The sequence below is a fragment of the Brevundimonas sp. NPDC055812 genome (assembly GCF_053616535.1).
The window spans coordinates 479,986-499,085 of the sequence record NZ_JBSHDX010000003.1 but is presented as its reverse complement, the minus strand read 5'-3'; the positions used below and the strand labels follow the sequence as shown (position 1 = coordinate 499,085).

General features: G+C 66.8%; 15 protein-coding genes. 11 read left to right on the top strand and 4 right to left on the bottom strand.

All coding sequences use genetic code 11. The features are described from left to right. Both ACWGL1_RS07710 and ACWGL1_RS07705 read right to left on the bottom strand, forming a co-directional pair. The coding region (locus ACWGL1_RS07710) for an aldehyde dehydrogenase family protein (protein ID WP_452111673.1) at positions 1-266 on the bottom strand (266 nt) is incomplete at its 3' end. A 5-nt stretch (positions 267-271) separates the two neighbouring features. Beyond that, positions 272-658: an L-rhamnose mutarotase gene (locus ACWGL1_RS07705; protein WP_338578085.1), complete on the bottom strand. Its 387-nt coding sequence runs from the start codon at positions 656-658 to the stop codon at positions 272-274. Positions 659-749: 91 nt separating this feature from the next. On the opposite strand from ACWGL1_RS07705, the gene ACWGL1_RS07700 reads away from it, so the two are divergent. The 11 genes from ACWGL1_RS07700 to ACWGL1_RS07650 all read left to right on the top strand — a co-directional run bounded on the left by ACWGL1_RS07700 (position 750) and on the right by ACWGL1_RS07650 (position 13,750). After that, on the top strand, positions 750-1,928 hold the full coding sequence (locus ACWGL1_RS07700; RefSeq protein WP_338578086.1) for an aldose 1-epimerase family protein: 1,179 nt from the start codon (positions 750-752) through the stop codon (positions 1,926-1,928). Positions 1,929-1,930: 2 nt separating this feature from the next. Then, the gene (locus tag ACWGL1_RS07695; RefSeq protein WP_338578087.1) at positions 1,931-2,695 is read left to right on the top strand and encodes an SDR family NAD(P)-dependent oxidoreductase; all 765 of its coding nucleotides are present in this window, start codon (positions 1,931-1,933) and stop codon (positions 2,693-2,695) included. Between the two features lie 22 nt (positions 2,696-2,717). After that, on the top strand, positions 2,718-3,905 hold the full coding sequence (locus ACWGL1_RS07690; protein WP_452111672.1) for a CaiB/BaiF CoA transferase family protein: 1,188 nt from the start codon (positions 2,718-2,720) through the stop codon (positions 3,903-3,905). Beyond that, complete coding sequence (locus ACWGL1_RS07685; RefSeq protein WP_452111671.1) at positions 3,902-5,038, top strand: ABC transporter substrate-binding protein; 1,137 nt, start codon at positions 3,902-3,904, stop codon at positions 5,036-5,038. Before ACWGL1_RS07690 ends, ACWGL1_RS07685 begins: the two co-directional genes overlap by 4 nt. 11 nt (positions 5,039-5,049) lie before the next feature. Then, positions 5,050-5,826: an enoyl-CoA hydratase/isomerase family protein gene (locus ACWGL1_RS07680; RefSeq protein WP_452111670.1), complete on the top strand. Its 777-nt coding sequence runs from the start codon at positions 5,050-5,052 to the stop codon at positions 5,824-5,826. 16 nt (positions 5,827-5,842) lie between these two features. Beyond that, complete coding sequence (locus ACWGL1_RS07675) at positions 5,843-7,003, top strand: fumarylacetoacetate hydrolase family protein (RefSeq protein WP_452111681.1); 1,161 nt, start codon at positions 5,843-5,845, stop codon at positions 7,001-7,003. Between the two features lie 8 nt (positions 7,004-7,011). Continuing rightward, positions 7,012-7,968 (top strand): 2-hydroxyacid dehydrogenase, encoded by a 957-nt coding sequence (locus ACWGL1_RS07670; RefSeq protein ID WP_346487077.1) that lies wholly within the window; start codon positions 7,012-7,014, stop codon positions 7,966-7,968. Further along, positions 7,952-8,746 carry a kinase gene (locus ACWGL1_RS07665; protein WP_452111669.1) on the top strand — a complete coding sequence of 265 codons (795 nt, stop codon included), beginning with the start codon at positions 7,952-7,954 and terminating at the stop codon, positions 8,744-8,746. Before ACWGL1_RS07670 ends, ACWGL1_RS07665 begins: the two co-directional genes overlap by 17 nt. Further along, positions 8,743-9,882 (top strand): FMN-dependent L-lactate dehydrogenase LldD, encoded by a 1,140-nt coding sequence (gene lldD / locus ACWGL1_RS07660; RefSeq protein ID WP_291777030.1) that lies wholly within the window; start codon positions 8,743-8,745, stop codon positions 9,880-9,882. Before ACWGL1_RS07665 ends, lldD begins: the two co-directional genes overlap by 4 nt. Positions 9,883-9,972: 90 nt before the next feature. Further along, the gene (locus tag ACWGL1_RS07655) at positions 9,973-11,604 is read left to right on the top strand and encodes a rhamnogalacturonidase (protein WP_452111668.1); all 1,632 of its coding nucleotides are present in this window, start codon (positions 9,973-9,975) and stop codon (positions 11,602-11,604) included. Between the two features lie 52 nt (positions 11,605-11,656). Beyond that, positions 11,657-13,750, top strand: coding sequence for a glycoside hydrolase family 2 TIM barrel-domain containing protein (locus ACWGL1_RS07650; protein WP_452111667.1), 2,094 nt, complete (start codon positions 11,657-11,659; stop codon positions 13,748-13,750). A 135-nt stretch (positions 13,751-13,885) separates the two neighbouring features. On the opposite strand, the gene ACWGL1_RS07645 is transcribed toward ACWGL1_RS07650, so the two are convergent. Together ACWGL1_RS07645 and ACWGL1_RS07640 are read right to left on the bottom strand one after the other, a co-directional pair. Then, positions 13,886-17,113, bottom strand: a complete 3,228-nt coding sequence (locus tag ACWGL1_RS07645) for a family 78 glycoside hydrolase catalytic domain (RefSeq protein WP_452111666.1) — start codon at positions 17,111-17,113, stop codon at positions 13,886-13,888. After that, positions 17,110-19,098, bottom strand: coding sequence for a right-handed parallel beta-helix repeat-containing protein (locus ACWGL1_RS07640; protein ID WP_452111665.1), 1,989 nt, complete (start codon positions 19,096-19,098; stop codon positions 17,110-17,112). The genes ACWGL1_RS07645 and ACWGL1_RS07640 overlap by 4 nt, the downstream gene beginning before the upstream one ends. Positions 19,099-19,100 lie beyond the last annotated feature (2 nt).

Below are 19,100 nucleotides of genomic sequence, written 5' to 3'. Positions count from 1 at the left end.
AGCAGGCGGCCGACCGCCTCGCGCCGCTCCATCAGCAGGGTCCCGGCCCGGTCCAGGATGTCCGAGCGCACCTCGGGCGAAGCGTCGGCCCAGGGACCGAAGGCGGCGCGCGCCGCCTGGACCGCCTGATCCACCTCGGCCGCCCCGCCCTTGGGCGTGCGCGCCACGACCTGACGCGTATCGGACGGGTTCAGGCTCTCGCCCGGCCGCGACCCGGCGATCTTCTCGCCGCCGATCCAGTGCGATAGCTCAAGCGTCTCGGTCATGGGGATCATCCTTGTTGCAGGGCTGGATTGCCCGACGACGGCTGTTCGGACAAGGCGTAGATGCAGATCATCTCGACCCAGGTCTGGTCGGGCGCGAAGGGCAGGGGCTTCTGGAAGCTGCGCATCAGGGCGTCCCAGGCCTGGACGTCCGGATTGGCCGCGTCGCGTGCGGCCTTGGCGGCGGCGTCATAGGCGTCCCCCTGTTCCAGGATCATGAACATGCGGTCGCCCACCAGCCAGATCTCCAGCTCGCGCACGTCATCGGCGCGGATGGCTTCTGTCACGGCGGCGGGCGGCCCTCCGGCGCGATGCCATTCCCGATAGCGAGCGATCTGAACGGGATCGTCGTGCAGATCCACGGCAAAGCAGCGACGCGTGGGGGGTGAACTCACAGGGACCTCATGGAGGGCGTTGACGGGCCGGAAAGGCCATCTATAAACATAATACATATTATAATAACGAGCCTGCTTAGGGAGGCAAGCCGTGACCCAATTGTATGGCCGGACGCTGAGTCGTCGCGCCCTGTCCGAGCGCACCGGCGCCTTGTCGCAGTTCGCCGGAGTCCGTCTTGCCACCCTGGGCGACGGCGTCGAGCGGGGCGTTCGCCAATTGGAATTCCGCACGGGCACGGGGTTGCGCTTCACCGTCCTGATCGATCGGGCCATGGACATTGCTGAGTGCGAGCACAACGGGCGCGCCGTGGGGTGGCATTCGCCATCCGGCTTCCGCCATCCAGGTCTTCACGAGTATGAAGGAGAGGGCGGCCTGGGCTGGTTCCGTTCCTTCTCGGGCCTGATGGTGACGTGCGGGCTGGACCACGTCCTGTTCATGCACGACGATCCGGCGGAGCATTATTTCTATGGCCCGCGCAAAACGGTCAGTTCGTCTCTGCACGGCCGCGTGGGGACGATTCCCGCGCGCCTGACCGGCTATGGCGAGCGGTGGGAAGGCGACGACTGCATCCTGTGGGCCGAGGGGGTGGTGCAGCAGGCCACGGTTTTCGGCGAAGACCTGCATCTGATCCGCCGCATCGAGGCGACGGTCGGCGGTGACGAAATCCGGCTGCACGACCGGGTGGTGAACCACGGCTTCTATCGAACGCCGCACATGTATTGCTACCATATCAACGTCGGCTATCCGGTGCTGGATGAAGGCGCGCGTTATGTGGCGCCGATCCGGGACGTGGTCTGGGCGGCCCATGCCGGCGAGGATTATCGCAAGCAGGGCGCCGGATATCGCACCCTGCCGGCGCCGATCCGCAATTTCCACGAGCAGGTCTGGCAGCATGACATGGCGCCGGACGCCGAGGGGCGGGTGAGCGTCGCCCTGGTCAATGAGGCTCTGGGCTTCGGCTTCGAGGTCGAGACGCTGAAGTCGCAGTTCCCGGCCATGTACGAATGGCAGAATCTGCACGCCGGGCACTACGCCGTGGGGATCGAACCCTCGACCAACCATGTGCTCGGCAAGGATTTCGCCCGCGACCGGGGGGAACTGATCCAGCTCGAGCATGGCGAAGAGCGGTGTTACGACAGCGCCTTCCGCATCCTGCCCGATAAGGCCGCGGTGGCGGACGCCGTTCGCCGCATCGAGGGCGTGCAGCGCCAACCCGAGGATGAGTATCCCGAACCCTCGGGCGTCTATCCGTCGATTGGGGGACGCTGAGGATGGCGGGTGTTCAGGACATGCAGGGGAAGGTCGTTCTCTACACGGGCGCGGCGGGCGGGCTGGGCCTCCAGACGACGCTGCAGTTGATGGGGCGCGGTGCGACGGTGGTGGCGGTCGATAACGACCCAGCCAAGGTGGCGGCGCTGCAAGATGCGGCGACCTCGGTCACGACGGGGCGACTGGTGGTCTCGATCGCCGACCTGTCGGACCTTGAGGGCTTTCGCGCCGAGTTGAAGGCGCGTCTGGGCGAGGTCGGCGGCTTCGACGTGGTGATCAATAACGCGGCCGTCTATCCGTCCAAGCCCTTCGAGGACTACTCGATCGAGGAGCATCAGGCGGTCCAGCGCATCAACGTCGATGCGGGCGTCGTGGCGGTGCAGGAAGCCCTTCCGGGCATGCGCGAGCGCGCCTTCGGCCGCATCATCAATATCTCCAGCATCACCATCTCGGGCGAGTGGGCCAACCTGTCGCCCTATGTGGCGTCGAAGGGCGCGCTTATCGGTCTGACGAGGGCCTGGGCGCGTGAGTTCGGCGCCTATGGGATCACCGTCAACGCCATAGCGCCGGGGGCCTTTCCCACCGACGCCGAGGCCATTCATCCGGACCCCGAAGGCTATGTCCGTCACGTGCTGGACAGCCAGGCCGTCAAACGACGGGGGCACGTCGGTGACATCGCCCACGCCGTCGCTTTTTTCGCCGCCGAAGAGGCGGGCTTCATCACCGGTCAGACGCTGCACGTCAACGGCGGCTGGGTAATGGGCTGAACTTGCAAGGGTATTGAAGACAATGGGAATCCTCAACGGAATCCGCGTTCTGGACTGCTCCATCGCCATGGCCGGTCCCTTCGCCGCCCAACGCATGGGCGATATGGGCGCCGACGTGATCAAGGTCGAGCCGACGACCGGCGAGTGGCAGCGTCACGTCGCAGCCGGCGGCGCGCGCGGCAACCAGATCAACGTCTCCTTCCTGTCGCTGAATCGGAACAAGCGGTCGCTGGCCGTCGACCTGAAGGCGGACGAGGGCAAGGCCCTGCTGCTGGAAATGGTCAAGACGGCCGACATCTTCCTGCAGAACTATCGGCCCGGCGTGGCCGCACGCCTGGGCGTCGACTACGAGACCCTGTCGAAGATCAATCCGCGTCTGATCTACGTCTCCATGTCCGGCTACGGCGAGGACGGGCCTTACCGGAACTATCCGGGCCAGGACCTGCTGCTGCAGGCCATGTCTGGGGCGATGATGTCCTCGGGCTCGGCGGATCAGCCGCCGTCGCCGGCGGGCCAGTATCTCGTCGACGCCATCACCGCCTACACCGCCTTCGAGGGTGCGCTGGCGGCCCTTTTCCATCGCGAGCGTACGGGCGAGGGGCAACTGGTCCAGGTCAACATGCTGGACGCCATCACCACCATTCAGATGCAGGAGCTGTCGGTCTTCACCGTCGGCGGCAAGCCCCAGACCCGATCGGCCGAGCCGCACGCCCATAGCTATATTCGCGCGCCATACGGGGTCTTCGCCACCAGCGACGGCCATATCTCCATCGCCATGGCCTCGCTGAAGACTCTCGGCCGCCTGATCGAGGAGCCCTTCTTCGCCGATCTGGACGATGAGACCGACAGCTGGGCCCACCGCGACGAAATCTACGCCTGCGTCCGGCGTCGTCTGGTCAACCGCACCAGCGCCGAATGGCTGGCCCTGTTCCGTGAGAACGACATCTGGTGCGGCCCTGTCTACGGCTATGCGGACGTCGTCGATGATCCCCAGATCCAGCACAATGGAACCTTCGTCGAATACGACCATCCGACAGAAGGCCGGGTGAAGACGCCGGGCTTCCCGATCAAATTCTCCAAGACTCCGTCCGTGGTCGAGCGCGGCGCGCCTCTGGTCGGCGAGCACACGCGCGAGATCCTGGGCGAGACGGGCCGCGACCCGACCGAGATCGAGGCCCTGATCGCGGCGGGCGTGGTGCGGGCGGGATGACGGCGCCCGCCTATCGCGGCCTGACCTGGGACCACCCGCGCGGCTACCGCGCGCTGGAATCCGCCGCCGCCCGGATCGACCCGGCGCGCGACGGCTTCGCCCTGAGCTGGGACCGCCATTCGTTGGAAGGATTCGAAGAACGCCCGATCGCCGAGCAGTGCGGCCTCTACGATCTGGTCGTGCTGGATCACCCGCATGTGGGTGAAGCCGTCGCCGCCGACTGCCTGATCCCGCTCGAAGAGCTCTTCACCGCCGAAGAGATCGCGAACTGGGGGGCGAAAGTGATGGGACGCAGCCTGTCCTCCTATCGCTACGCAGGGCGGCATTGGGCCCTGCCCCTGGACGCCGCGACCCAGGTCATGGCCTGGCGGCGCGAGTCGATGGAGAGACCGCCGACGACGTGGGACGACGTGGCCGATCTGGCGGAGCAGGGCGGCGTCGTTCTTTCGCTGTCCGGTCCGCACGCCGCGCTCAGCTTCCAGTCCATCTGCGCCGCCCTGGGCGCGAACCCGGCGGCTGACGGCCAGATCTTCGTCGAACGAGCGGCGGGGCGCGAAGCCTGGGCGTTGCTGTCGCGGCTGGCGGCGCATAGTCCGAAAGGGCTGGGCGGGCTGAATCCCATCGGCATCCTGGAGCACATGAGTCGTCACGAAGACGTGGTCCTGTGTCCCCTGGTCTATGGCTATGTGAACTATGCGCCCGGAGGCGTGCTGGGTTTCGCCGATGCGCCGCGCGCCCGCGCCGGCGGACCCGTGGGTTCGATTCTGGGCGGCACGGGGATCGGCGTCTCGAAACGTTGCGCCGTCACGCCGGGTTTGCTGAACCACCTGCGGTGGCTGATGTCGCCCGAGGCTCAGGGCGGATTCATCCCCGAGCATGACGGTCAACCGTCGCTCAAAAGCGCGTGGCGCGACGCGGAGGTCAACGCCCGCTGGGGAGGCTTCTACGCCGATACCTTCGCGACCCTGGAAGGAGCGAGCCTGCGCCCGCGTCATGACGGCGCCATCGCCTTTCAGACCGCCGCCTCGGAACGTCTGCGCCAAGGGCTGGAAGCCGGCGACGACGCTGATGTGGTGCTGAACCATCTGCAGGCGCTGTTTGTGCGGCTCCGGCCGAACGGCGCTGAAACTTGAGGACGATCGACATGAGCGAAGAGCCCGAACTGTTGTTTGAAGTGGACGGCCATGTCGCCGTCATCACCCTGAACCGACCGCAGAAGCTGAACGCGGTCACGCCCGAGATGGCCCACGCCGTCGAGGCCGCCATCGCCGAGTGCGACGCCTCCGAGACCATTCGCTGCGTCGTCATCACTGGGGCGGGGGAGAAGGCGTTCTGCGCCGGGTCGGACATCAGGACCCTGGATGACTACAAGACGCCGTGGCAGTTCCGGAACCGGGGCGACTATTGCGACGCGGTGCGCCTGTGCCGCAAACCGACCATCGCGGCGGTCAACGGCTACGCGCTCGGCGGCGGGCTGGAGACGGCGATGAGCTGCGACATCCGCATCGCCTCGACCAACGCCAGGTTCGCCGCGCCCGAGATCAAACTGGGCTGGATCGGCGGCGGCGGCATGGCGGCGGGCCTGTCCCATTCCATCGGCGCGTCCAATGCAGCGCTGATGATCCTGACGGGCGACCCGGTGGACGCGGAAACGGCCAGAGGATGGGGTCTGGTCAGCGAGGTGACGGCGCCCCGCGATCTGCTGGCCCGCGCCCGCGCCATCGCTGAGGTCATCGCTTCGCGCGCGCCCATCGCCGCCGAAACGGCCAAGCTGAACCTGAAGGCGGCCCACGCCATGCCTTATGAGAAAGCAGTCGAGTACGAACGCGATCTGCAGACCATCTGCTTCGCCACCGAGGACGCGCGCGAGGGCCGGGCCGCCTTCGCCGAAAAGCGCGCGCCCGTATTCAAGTATCGCTGAGGATCAAGAGATGCGTCTGACCCCCGCCGCCATCCTGCCCGTTGATGACGACGCCCTTCTTTTCGGTCGGATCTGGTCCCCGGCGGCCTCAGGTCCGCTCCTGGTGCGCGTTGACGGCGCGCGCCTAACGGACGTCTCGCGGACCTTTCCGACCGCGCGCGACCTGTGCGAGGCGAGCGATCCCACGGCGGCTTTGAAGGCGGCCGAGGGCGAGGATGCGGGGACTCTGGCGGATGTCCTGGCCAATACGGACGCCGAGACGCGCGATCCGACGCGGCCCTGGCTGCTGTCGCCGATCGACCTGCAGGCGGTGAAGGCGGCAGGCGTGACCTTCGTCACCTCCATGCTGGAGCGCGTGATCGAGGAACGCGCGCGCGGCGATCTGTCGGCGGCGGCGGGCATCCGTGACCATATCCGCGACCTGGTGGGCGACGATCTGCGTCGCCTCAAGCCCGGATCGCCGGAGGCGGCGGCGCTGAAACAGACCCTTATCGCGGCGGGCGCCTGGAGCCAGTATCTGGAGGTCGGCATCGGTCCCGACGCCGAAATCTTCACCAAGGGTCAGCCGCTGTCGAGCGTGGGAGCCGGCGCCGACATCGGCGTCCATCCGGCCTCGACCTGGAACAACCCCGAGCCTGAGGTGGTGCTGGTCGTCTCCTCGCGCGGTGCGATCATCGGCGCGACCTTGGGCAATGACGTCAACCTGCGCGACGTCGAGGGGCGTTCGGCCCTGTTGCTGGGCAAGGCCAAGGACAACAACGCCGCCGCCGCCGTCGGCCCGTTCGTGCGCTTGTTCGACGGGATGTTCGACCTGGAGGCGGTGCGTCGGCTGGAGATCGCGCTGACGGTGACGGGCCGAGACGGCTTCGTCATGAACGGGCGCTCGGCCATGAGCGAGATCAGCCGTGATCCCGCCGATCTGGCGGTCCAGGCGATCAATGAGCATCACCGCTATCCGGATGGGCTCGTGCTGTTTCTCGGGACCCTGTTCGCGCCGGTCGAGGACCGCTACGAAAAGGGGAAGGGCTTCACTCACGCGTCGGGCGATGTGGTGCGGATCGCCTGCGACCGCTTGGGCGCGCTGGTGAACCGGGTGCGGCCGACCGACCAGTGCGAGCCGTGGACCTTCGGTGCGGCGGACCTGATGCGCAACCTGGCCCGACGCGGCCTGATCTGAGGCGAGGCATGAAGCCGAAAATCCTGATCACCCGGCGCTGGCCCCAGGCCGTGGAGACGCGCCTGGCGCAGCACTATGAGGTGACGCTGAACGAGAGCGATACACCGCTTGGTCTGGAGCAACTGCGCGCCGCTATGGGCGATTACGACGCCCTGTGCCCGACGGTGTCCGATCGGGTTCCAGCCGAGGTGCTGTCCGCCCCGGGCGCACGCGTACGCATCATCGCCAACTATGGCGCGGGCTATGAACATATCGATCTGGAAGCGGCCAAGGCCGCCGGGATCGCTGTCACCAACACGCCGGACGTCCTGACCGACGCCACGGCGGAATTGGCGCTTCTGCTGATGCTGACGGCGGCGCGCCGTTCCGGCGAAGGGGAGCGTGAGTTGAGGGCCGGGGCGTGGCAGGGTTGGCGTCCGACCCATCTTCTGGGCCAGTCTCTGGCGGGCAAGACCTTGGGCCTGGTCGGCTATGGCCGGATCGCGCGCGCTACTGCAGATCGGGCGAGGGCGGCTCTCGGCATGAAGATCGCCTATCACAGCCGCCGTCGAGCGGAGGATGAGGGAGACGCAGCCTATCACGACACCCTGGAAAGCCTGGCCGAGGCGTCTGACGTCCTGTCGCTGCACACGCCGGGGGGAGCGGCCACGCACCACCTGATCGATGCGCGCGTGTTGCGGCGGATGAAGCCCACCGCCATCCTGATCAATACGGCGCGGGGGTCTGTCGTGAACGAGAACGACCTGGCTCAGGCGCTGCAGGATGGCGTGATCGCCGGGGCCGGTCTGGACGTCTATCAGGGCGAGCCCGCCGTCAATCCCGCTCTGTTGCAGGCGCCGAACGCGGTGCTGTCGCCGCACCTGGGAAGCGCCACCGTGGAGACCCGCGTCGCCATGGGGATGCGGGCGGCCGACAATCTCGACCGCTTCTTTGCCGGAGAGCCGCTGCTTGACCAGGTCGCTTGACGCTCTCGAGCAGGCGCTGGACGACTGGCGCGGCGCCGGGCCGTTCGTCCTAGGCCTTTGCGGCGCGCAAGGGTCCGGCAAGTCGACCTTGTCGGCCGCGCTTGAGCAGCGGCTGAAAGGGCGGGGCGTTCGGGCAGCGGTCCTGTCGCTGGACGATCTCTATCTGTCGCATGATCGGCGTCAGGCGTTGGCGCGGGCGGTCCATCCCCTGTTCGCCGTGCGGGGCGCGCCTGGAACCCACGATGTGCCGCAAGGGCTGGCGCTGGTGGAGGCGGCGAAGGCCGGACAAGACGTGCTTCTGCCGCGTTTCGACAAGGCGACGGACGATCCCGCCCCTGAAGCGGGCTGGACCCGAGCCCAGGGACCGCTGGACGTGCTGATCTTCGAGGGGTGGTGCGTCGGCGCCCGGCCTCAGGCCGAGGCGGACCTGGTCGCTCCTGTGAACGATCTGGAGGCGCGGTTCGACCCAGACGGCGTCTGGCGGCGTTACGCCAATGAGGCCCTGGCCGGCGCCTACGCCGATCTTTTCGCACGCATCGACCGGCTGGTGTTGCTGGCCGCCCCGGGTTTTGAAGTGGTGGCGCGTTGGCGCCTGCAGCAGGAACAGGCCCTGCGCGCCCGGGCCCCCGACGGCGCTCGCGTCATGAGCGACGCCGAGGTCGCGCGTTTCATTCAGCACTATGAGCGGCTGACCCGCCATATCCTGTCCGACATGCCGTCCTATGCTGATCTGACGTTGAGGTTGGACGAGGATCGGCGACTGAAAGACCTGTCATGATCATCGCCTCGACCACCGACTTTCGCGAGGCGGCGCGCCGTCGTCTGCCGCGCTTCCTGTTCGACTATATCGATGGCGGCGCCTTCGCCGAGAAGACGCTGCGCGACAATGTCGATGATCTGGCGGGCGTGGCGCTGCGTCAGCGCGTCTTGCGCGACGTCTCGAGTCTGAGCCTGACGACCGAGCTGTTCGGCGAGAAGATCGCCATGCCGGTGGCGCTGGCGCCCATCGGCCTGGGCGGCATGTCGGCGCGGCGGGGCGAGGTGCAGGTGGCTCGCGCCGCCTGCGCCGCCGGCGTGCCCTACGTCCTGTCCACCGTCAGCGTCTGCTCGATGAAGGAAGTGATCGACGGTTGCGGCCAGCCGGTATGGTTCCAGCTCTATGTGCTGAAGGACCGAGCCTTCATGCGCGATGCGCTGGAGCGGGCCATGGCTCTGGGCGTGACCAAGCTGGTCTTCACCGTCGATATGCCGGTGCCTGGGTCGCGCTATCGCGATCCCCATTCGGGCATGAGCGGCCCATGGTCGGGCGCGCGTCGCACGATCCAGGCCGCCCTTCATCCGCACTGGGCGTTTGACGTCGGCCTGCTGGGGCATCCGCATGATCTGGGGAACATCTCGGCCTACCGCGGCAAGGCGACGGGTCTGGCCGATTACATCGGCTGGCTGGGTCAGAATTTCGATCCGTCGATCAGTTGGTCGGACCTGGAATGGATTCGCGACGTGTGGAAGGGCGACATCATCATCAAGGGCGTGCTCGACCCCGAAGATGCGCGCGACGCCCTGCGCTTCGGCGCGACGGGGCTGGTGGTGTCGAACCACGGCGGACGTCAGCTGGATGGAGCCATCTCGACCGCTCGCGCCCTGCCGGCCATCGCCGAGGCGGTGGGCGACGATCTGACGGTGCTCGTCGACGGCGGGGTCCGCACCGGGCTCGACGTGATGCGAATGCTGGCGTTGGGGGCGAAGGGCGTCCTGCTGGGACGGGCCTACATCTATGCGTTGGCGGCCGGCGGCGAGGCAGGGGTGGCTCGCCTGCTGGAGTTGGTCGCAGCGGAGATGAGGGTGGCCATGGCTCTGTCTGGCGTCACGTCGATCGAGGATATCTCGTCCGAGGCGCTGGTATCGCAGGGTTGACCCGATGCCGCAGGCTATTCAGCTGGCTCAGACTTGATTTAAGATAATACGTCATACAACATGCCTTCCAACGAAGAGGGGATGGAACGCATGGCGGATGGCGCATTGGGAGAGAGGGCGGAATTCAGCCGTCGGTTCGTGACCCTGGGACTGGGTGCGGCCATGGCGATGAGCCCGACGATCGTGCGCGCCTCAGGCTCCCTGAGCGGCTTCTACAACGTCCGCGACTATGGGGCGGCGGGCGACGGCATCGCCATCGATTCCGACGCCATCAACAAGGCGATCGAGGCCGCTTCGGCCAAGGGCGGCGGCACAGTGGTGGTGCCGCCGGGTCATTATCTGTGTTTCTCGATCCGTCTGCGCAGCTTCATCACCCTGGTGCTGATGAACGGTTCCGTCATTGAGGCGGCGGATCCGCGCAAGCACGCGGGCCGCTACGACCTGCCCGAAAACGTCTTCGAGGAGCAGCTTCAGGATTATGGCGTCAGCCATTTCCACAACAGCCTGATCTATGGCGACGGCGTCACGGACGTCGCCATCATCGGCAAGGGGCTGATTCACGGCATCGGTCTGGATCGCGAGGGTCCGACGCCGCGCTGGCACGGCATGGCGGGCTGGAAATCGCCGAGCGAACAGGGCCTGACCGCAGACGAGGCGCGCCGCGCCATCCCGCGCGAGATGGCCTATGAAGGGCGAGGCAACAAGGCGGTCGCCTTCACCCGCTGCCGCAACATTCTCCTGCGCGATTTCACCATTCTGCAGGGCGGGCATTTCGCCTGCTATGTCCTCGGCTCGACCAACGTACGGATCGACGGCCTGACCGTCGACACGGACCGCGACGGCATCGATATCGACGCCTGCCGGGACGTGCGGGTGACCAACTGCCTGGTCAACGCCCCCAAGGACGACGCCATCGTGCTGAAGAGCAGCATGGCGCTGCAGGAATTCCGCATGTGCGAGGACGTCAGCGTCATCGGCTGCAAGACCAGCGGCTATCTGCTGGGCACGGTGGTGGACGGGACCTATCAGCCTTCGCCCTATATGTCGGTGGATAACGTCGGGGTGCTGGGCCGGATCAAGCTGGGCACGGATTCGGCGGCGGGTTTCCGCAATATCCTGGTGTCGGACTGCACCTGCGAGAACACGCGCGGACTGCAGATGGGAGCCATCGACGGCGGGGTGCTGGAGGACGTGGTCTTTTCCAACATCATCCTGCGCAATCCGGTGAACCATCCGATCTTCGTGCGGTTGTCGGCGCGCAATCGGGCGCCGCGCGGCGCCCAGATGTCGCGCGTGCGTCGCGTACGGTTCTCGAACATCAACGTCTCGGGCGCGCGGGGCGATTTCGTCAGCGGGGTGGTCGGCATTCCAGGCGGAACGATCGAGGACGTCAGCTTCTCCGACATCCATGTGCGTTCCAGCGGCGGCGGCACGCGTGAGGACGCGTCGCGGGACATCCCCGAGCGCATCAACTCCTCGCTCGAACCCAGCTTCATGGGGACCTTCCCCGCCCATGGGCTCTATGTCCGCCACGCCCGCAACATCAGCGTCAAGGACACGACCTTCGAGGTTGAGGAGGCGGACGCGCGGCCCGCCGTCGTCATGGACGATGTCCAGGGCGCCGTCATTGACGGTCTGCGCTCCAGCGCCGCGCCGCGAGGCGCGGTCCGGACCGTCCGAAGCCGTGACATCCGCACCGGCGACGTAAGCCGCCTGACCTGACCGCTCCAAAGCGACGTAACGACGCCCGCCAAGGGCGCGAGGAGGATCTTCCATGAAGCGCATCTCACCCCAATCCCTGCGCGCGCGCCTGATCATAGGCGGCGCGACGTGGGTTCTGGCCGTCGGCGCGGCCTCGGCGGCGGACGAAAGGCCCCTGACCGACGGCTGGCGCTTTACGCGGACCGACGCCGTCGGCGCCCAGGCGTTCCGGTTCGACGATCGGGCCTGGAGCGCGGTCGTCGTGCCGCATACCTACAATGTCGAGGATTCCGGCATCGGCGGAGCCAAGGCGCGGGGCGAGCCGGAAGGCGTCTATTATCGCGGTCCCGCCTGGTATCGTCTGACGCTGGATCAGACGCCCCGGCCGGGCAAGCGTTACTTCCTGCATTTCGGCGGCGCGACGTTGAAGGCCGACGTCTATCTGAACGGCCGCGCCGTGGGTACGCACGAGGGCGGATACGCCGCCTTCCGCTATGATGTGACCGACGCCCTGCGTAGCGGGGGCAACCTGCTGGCCGTCCGTGTCGATAACGCGCGCAACACCCGATACGCGCCGCTGAACGGCGACTTCAACATCTTCGGCGGCCTGTATCGCGAGGTGAAGCTGATCGAGACGCCGGACCTGCACATTGACCTGATGCAGCAGGGCGGGCCGGGCCTGCATGTCCGCACCGAGGCCCTGACGCCTGGGCAGGCGACGATCGGCGCTAGAGTGCAGGTGCGTAACGACAGCCGCGCGGCGCGGCGGTTCGAGGTGCTGACGCGCGTCATCGATGCGGACGGCGCTGTCGTTGCCGAGACCCGTACGCCGACGACCCTGGCGGCCGGCCGAGGGCAGACGGTGGAGCAGACCCTGGCTCTGGTCAATCCGAGGTTGTGGGAAGGACGGCGATCGCCGTACCTCTACAGGGCGGTGTCTGAAATCCTGTTGGACGGTCAGGCGATCGACAGCGCCGAGGTTCCTCTGGGCGTCCGCACCGTGGGTCTCAGCGACAAGGGCGAGTTCCTGCTGAACGGCCAGCCCTACGCCCTCTACGGAGCCAACATCCAGATGCCGACCCGCTTCGGCAAGGGGCCCATCGTCACGGACGCCGAGATCGACGAGGACATGCAGATCATGTCGGACATGGGCGTCACCGCCCTGCGTCTGGCGCATATGCAGCATCCGCAACGCGTCTATGAGACGGCGAACCGTCTTGGGCTGCTGCTGGTCACGGAAGTGCCGCTGATCGACGACATGGACCCCTCCGATCAGTTCCGTGAAAACCTGGTCCAGCAGATGCGCGAGCTGATCGCCCAGAACGACAATCATCCCTCCGTGGGCTTGTGGGGCATCGGCAATGAACTGCGGACCTCGGGCGACGCGGCCAACCGGCTGATGGCGGCGCTGCAGAGCACCGCCAAGGAAATGGATCCGACCCGGCCGACCACCTATGCCCACTGCTGTCTGGCGGATGACGACTCCATCGCTCAGCACAGCGACACCGTTTCCTATAATCGCTATTTCGGCTGGTATTGGACCGAACCCAAGGACATCGGTCCCTGGGCGGACGAGCTGCACGCGCGGATGCCGCACCGTCCGATCGGCGTCAGCGAGTACGGCGCGGGAGCCAGCATCCAGCATCAGGAGGATCCGGTGCTGCGCCGGCCTGTGGCTGACGGCTACTGGCACCCCGAACAGTGGCAGACGACCTTCCATGAGGTGCATTGGCGCGAGATGCGTCAGCGGCCTTTCCTGTGGTCCAACTTCATCTGGCTGGGTTTCGACTTCCCATCGTTCAAGCGCAACGAGGGCGACCGTCCGGCCATCAACGACAAGGGCCTGGTCACCGAGGACCGCCAGACGCGCAAGGACGCCTACTACTGGTATCAGGCCAATTGGTCGAATGAGCCGATGCTTCACATCACCAGTCGCCGCGACGTGAACAAGCGCACCCAACGGGTGAAGGTGAAGGTCTTCTCCAACCAGGATCAGGTGCGCCTGCGTCTGAACGGCGGCGACTGGACGGCCGTGCCGGTCGAGGACCACGCCGCCGTCTGGGAGATCGATCTGGCGCCGGGCGAAAACCTGGTCGAGGCGACGACCGAGGCCGGCGGCCGCGAGCTGAGCGACAGCGTGCGCTGGAACTATCGCACCACGCCTTGATCAGCCCTTTTCACTCCTGAACCTTCAGCCCTCCCGTATTCGCCGGGAGGGCTTCTTTTTTGAGCGGCCGCCATACGAAGAACCCCTCCCGGCGCGGACCGGGAGGGGCGTTTCGGGGAGAAGGGGAGGACGAGATCAGGCTCTGGACGTGAACCTGTAATCGCCGGAGCCGACCTCCAGCACCAGACAATCGCCGTCCATGCCGCGCACGACGACGCCCTCGACCTGGGTCAGGGGCAGGCCGGTCTCGCGCACCTTGTCGGCGGAGCGCGCCGGGATGCGGACCTCGGCCCGGCTGTTGGTCGGCACGACCAGACGCAGGTCGAAGCCGCCGTCCGGCTGCATCTCCCAGTCGGTGGTGATACGGCCCAGGATGCTGTCGTAATCGCCCCCGCCGCGCGGCACGCGGGAGTCCAAGACAGGATCGAAGCGGAAACTGAGGAAGCCGGCGCGGACCGGATCGATCCCCGCGATACGGCGGAAGACGAATCCCGTCACCGCACCAAGGGCGTAGTGATTGAACGAGTTCATGGCCACGTCGCCGACATCGCCGTTCCAGCGCTCCCAGATGGTCGTGGCGTCCTTGCGGATCATATAGCCCCAGGACGGGAAGTCCGTGCGCAGCAGCAGGTCGTAGACGAGGATGTCCTGTCCGTTCTCCACCAGGGCGTCGAGGCTGTAGGGCGTGCCGAGGAAGCCCGTGGAAAGAAGCGTTCCCCGACGACGGATATCGGCGACCAGATGGCCCGTCGCGGCGGCGCGCAGAGCGTCGGGCACGAGCCCGAACCACAGCGCCAGAATGTAGCCGGCCTGAGAGCCGTTGCCCATGGAGCCGTCCGGCCGCACGAATTCCTGCTGGAAGGCTGCGGTGATGCGCTGCGAAAGTTCCTGATAGCGGACCGCTTCCGGGCGTCGGCCGGAGCCGAGCGCCATCTCGGCCATGGCGTCGACCGAGTGCTTCCACATCGCCGTGCCGATCAGGGCTTTGGGGGTGGTCTCGTCGCCTGGATTGACCGCATCCAGCGCCACCCAGTCGCCAAAATCATAGCCGCGCTCGCGGCGCCAGATGTAGTCTGGGTTGTGCTCCAGGATGAAGCGCAGATAGCGCGTCATCGCGGCCCAGTTCTGATCCACCACGGCGGTGTCGCCGTAACGCTTCCACGCCGTCCAGGGCAGGATGACCCCGCCGTCGGCCCAGCCGGGCGAGGCGCCCAGCCCCAGGTCCTGCCAGCCGGCGGGCGCATAGTCGGGAAACTCGCCGCGCGGCCCCTGGGCGTCGCGCACGTCTCCCATGAACCGTTCGGTGAAGGCGGCGACGTCCATGTTGAAGGCGGCCGCGTCCCAGAAGACGTTGGCGTCGCCAGTCCAGCCCAGGCGCTCATCGCGTTGCGGGCAGTCGGTCGGCACGCCGAAGAAGTTGGAGCGCTGGCTCCACAGGGTGTTGCGCCACAGGCCGTGGATCACGGGATCGGCCACTCTCAGGTGACCCGTCTCGGTCAGGTTGGAGGAGACGACGATGCCTTCGATATCATCGGCCGTGGGCGCGCGCCCCGTCGCTTCCTCAAAACCTTCGACCTCCACGTAGCGGAAGCCGAAATAGGTGAAGCGCGGCTCATAGGTCTCCCCGGCCGGATCGCCCCTCAGAGTATAGACGAGCGCGGCGCGTGCGGCGCGCAGGTTGGACTGGTCGACGTGTCCGTCGTTCTGCAGCACCTCGGCGAACTTCAGCGTGACGGCCTGGCCGGCGCGGCCCTTCGCCTTCAGGCGCGACCAGCCGGAGAAGTTCTGCCCGTAGTCGAGGATATAGTTCGAGCCGACCTTTGTGATCGACTTGGCTTTCAGCGTCTCGATGCGGCGCAAGGGCGGGCTGACCTGGGCCTTGAGCGCGCACGGCGGCTTCGGCGCGATCTCGACCGCGCGCCATCCGCCGGCGTCATAGCCGGGCGTCGCCCAACCGGTCTTCTCCAGCCGGGCGTCATAGTCCTCGCCATAGTAGATTTCGCCCTTGGTGACCGGGGCCTCGGTCAGGCGCCAGCTGTCGTCGGTGACGATGGTCTCGCGTACGCCGTCCGCATAGGTGACCTCCAACTGGGCGAAGAAGCGCAGCGGCGCGTCGCCGAAGGCGTAGCGGCCCGCCGGTGCATGATAGCTGCCGTACCAGCCGTCGCCGACCATGGCGCCGATGGCGTTCTCGCCGGGCGACAGCAGATCGGTCACGTCGTGGACCTGATAGAGGGCCGTCTTGCGGAAGTCGGTGCTTTCAGGGCTGAGCAGGGCGTCGCCGACGCGACGGCCGTTGATCTGCGCCTCATAGACGCCGAGCGCTGTCGCATAGAGGCGGGCGTGGGCGACCGGGCGCGACAGGGTGAACCCCTTGCGCAGCAGAAACGCGCCATAGCCTGGCCAGGCCTGAGGCTGGTTCTTCGAAACATCGGCGGCGGACCAGCGCGCGTCGTTGAAGCCGGGCTGCTCCCAACCGGTCGGGGCGTGCAGCGCCGTCTTCATGCCGCGTGAGGTGATGCGCTCGACGCGGCCGCCGCCCAGGTCGGCGCGGATCATGGCCGCCGCTGCGATTTCGTGCAGCTTGGGCTCGTTGAAGGCGTTGGGATCCTTGACCCGGAAGGCCACGACGTGACGGCCTGCGCCCAGGCGGTGGCGGGTCTCGGCGATCGGCGCGACGCCGAACGAGATGGACGGGTGATGCGGGCGCTCCACCGTGCGTCCGTCCAGCCAGATTTCGGCGTCGAAATTGGCTATGGAGAAAAGGGTGACGTCGGCCGCCGAAGGCAGGGTGAAGTTCAGGCGGAAATAGCGGTCGGATCGGTCCGCCGGACGATCGCCGCGCATCCACAGAAGACCCGCCTCGCGGTCTGCGCGGGCCATGACGGTCTCGGCCGCGATCCAGTTCGCTCGCCAATCCGAAGGCTGAATCAGGCCCATTTCGAAGCGCGAGACGGCGCTGGTCGCACGCCGTCCCTTGTTGTCGCGCACCAGCACCCTCCACCAGACGACCTGGCGCGATTTGAGCGGACTGCCCAGCCAGGACACGTCCATGCTCTGATCCGTCAGCACTTCGCCTGCGTGCCAAAGATCGGGCGCGCCGCTCTCCAGCAGTTCGCGCGTGCTGGCGGCCTGGATCTCGTAGCGGGTTTGATGAACGTCCCGGTCGGGGCTTTGCAGCCGCCAGGACAGGCGCACGGCCTGATCCTCAAGCCCGATCGGTTCAACGGCGGAGGAGGCTCTGAGGTCGAGCACCTCCAGCGGGGGCGTCTGCAGGGCGCGGGCCGAGGCGGCGGGAGCGGCGGCGGCCAGTCCAGCCAGTCCTGCTCCGCCCAGCAGGCCGCGACGCGAAACCGCGCTCATCGGGCGGACTCAGCGACAGGGGCGGACTCAGCGATAGGGCGAGGGCCTGCGTCGTCCATGACGGCCCTGGCCTCGGCCGGCCAGTCGCGGGCCGGATAGAGGAAGTTGCCCTCGGCCGTGTTGCCGATGCGGGCCAGCCAGCGGCCGCCGGTGCGCAGGGAGTTGTGCCAGTTTCCGGTCGCGCGGTTGTCGGTCGAGATGCCGCGGTCATACATTCGCCCGGCCGTGTTGATGTTCAGCCACTTGCCCTGGGTGTCGATGACGTTGCCGGTGACAGTGAAGTGCTTGGACCCCTCGTCCAGATAGACGCCGATCTTGTCGCGAATGTCGAAGATGTGGTTGCCGCGGATGATCGCGTTCGGGTTGGCGGACAGGTTGTAGATGGCTCCGCCGTCCATGTACCAGGTCTTCACCCCGTGGATGCGGTTGCCTTCGATCAGCGTGTTGCGGAGCGTCGTGGGCGTGGTGAAGCGGGTGTTGTAGAGATACCCCTTCTGGTTCTGGTCGTAGTTGGGGTTGCCGCCAGCGTCGTTGTAGCCCCAGCCCCAGCCCACGGCGACCGCATCATAGGGGGCGTCGGTGATGTCGTTGTGCAGGATGCGCGCGCCGTCGACGTAGGTCGTCAGGATGGCGGCGTTGTCCTTGTAGTCCTGGCTGACGCCGGCGATGACGTTATCGGCGATCTCAATATTGCGAAGGATCAGGTTCGGATCCGTAGGGTGGTGAGCGTCCAGGCGCACTCCGCCCGCCATGATGGCGCTGCCGGACAGGACGCCGAAGTGGTTGCGGCTGACCCGCACGTCCTGAACCGCCAGGCCGACCCCAGACAGATTGGCGTTGGCCTCATTGCCCAGACCGAGCGCGATCTGGCCCAACTGGGTGAAATGGTTGTTCTCGAACACGATGTTGTGGGCCGCCGCTACCTGCACGGCGGCAGGAATCTGATGCCACAGCTGGCGCATGGATTCGAACTCCGGGCAGCCCCAACCGCACGAGGACCAGGCGTCCGCCGGTCGGATGGACGACACATCCTTGAGGAAGGCGCCGCTCTGCTGGTTGGCGTAGCCGGTCGACTCGGAAGGACCCATCCACGAGGTGTAGGAGAAGCGAAGACCGCTGAAGGAGAGGTTGCGGATCGGCGCCTCGGGCGTGCCGCTGATCGACATCAGGGCGGGCAGGGCGGGAATCGTGACCCGCAGCCTGGCGATGTCGTCGTCCTGGGCGATGCGAAGATAGAGCTTTCCCGCCTTTGGATCGATGAACCACTGATAGGGCTTGGCGTGCCAGTCGTTGGTCTTGCCGATCAGTTCGGGAGCATTGACCAGAAACAGGCGGGAATCGTCTGGGAAGATGGGCTTCGAGATGGTGTCGTAGCCCCAGGTGTTGTTGTCCCAGGCGGGTTGCTGCATCGTCAGCGTCGTCCCGCTGATCGAGGCGACGGGCGAGAAGCGGTCTGTAAAGAAGCCGGTCGCCTCGATCTCCAGCCGTTCCGGGTGTTGCAGCGAGCCGATGAAGGCTAGGTCAGGGTTGGTGATCTGCAGGCCCGTTGCGGTGAAGCTGACGTCCGAATGACGGATCTCGAGCCAGGGGCGTTCGGCCAGGGTGTCGTTGACCCAGACCTGCCGGGCGTCCAACCCCTTGGGCAGGTCGGCCACATAGATGCGGCGATCTTCATCGAACAGGGTGAAGCCGGAGACGTCGAAGCCGCCGGAGACGACCGGTCGATCCGCGTCCTTGGCGCGCCAGATCACGGAGTGGTCGCCCTGACCGCCGTCGGCCGCCTTGAAGACGAGAGGTTGATCCAGGCGATAGACGCCGCCCGCGATCTCGACGATCACGTCGTCGCGCCGATTGTGATCCCGAACCAGGGCCTGGGCGCGGGGCAGGGTCTTGACGGGCCGGGCGGCGCTGCCGGGATTGCGGTCATCGCCGCCGGGCGCGACATGGATCATCGTCTGCGCCGCGGCGGCGTTCGCCGAAAGCATGA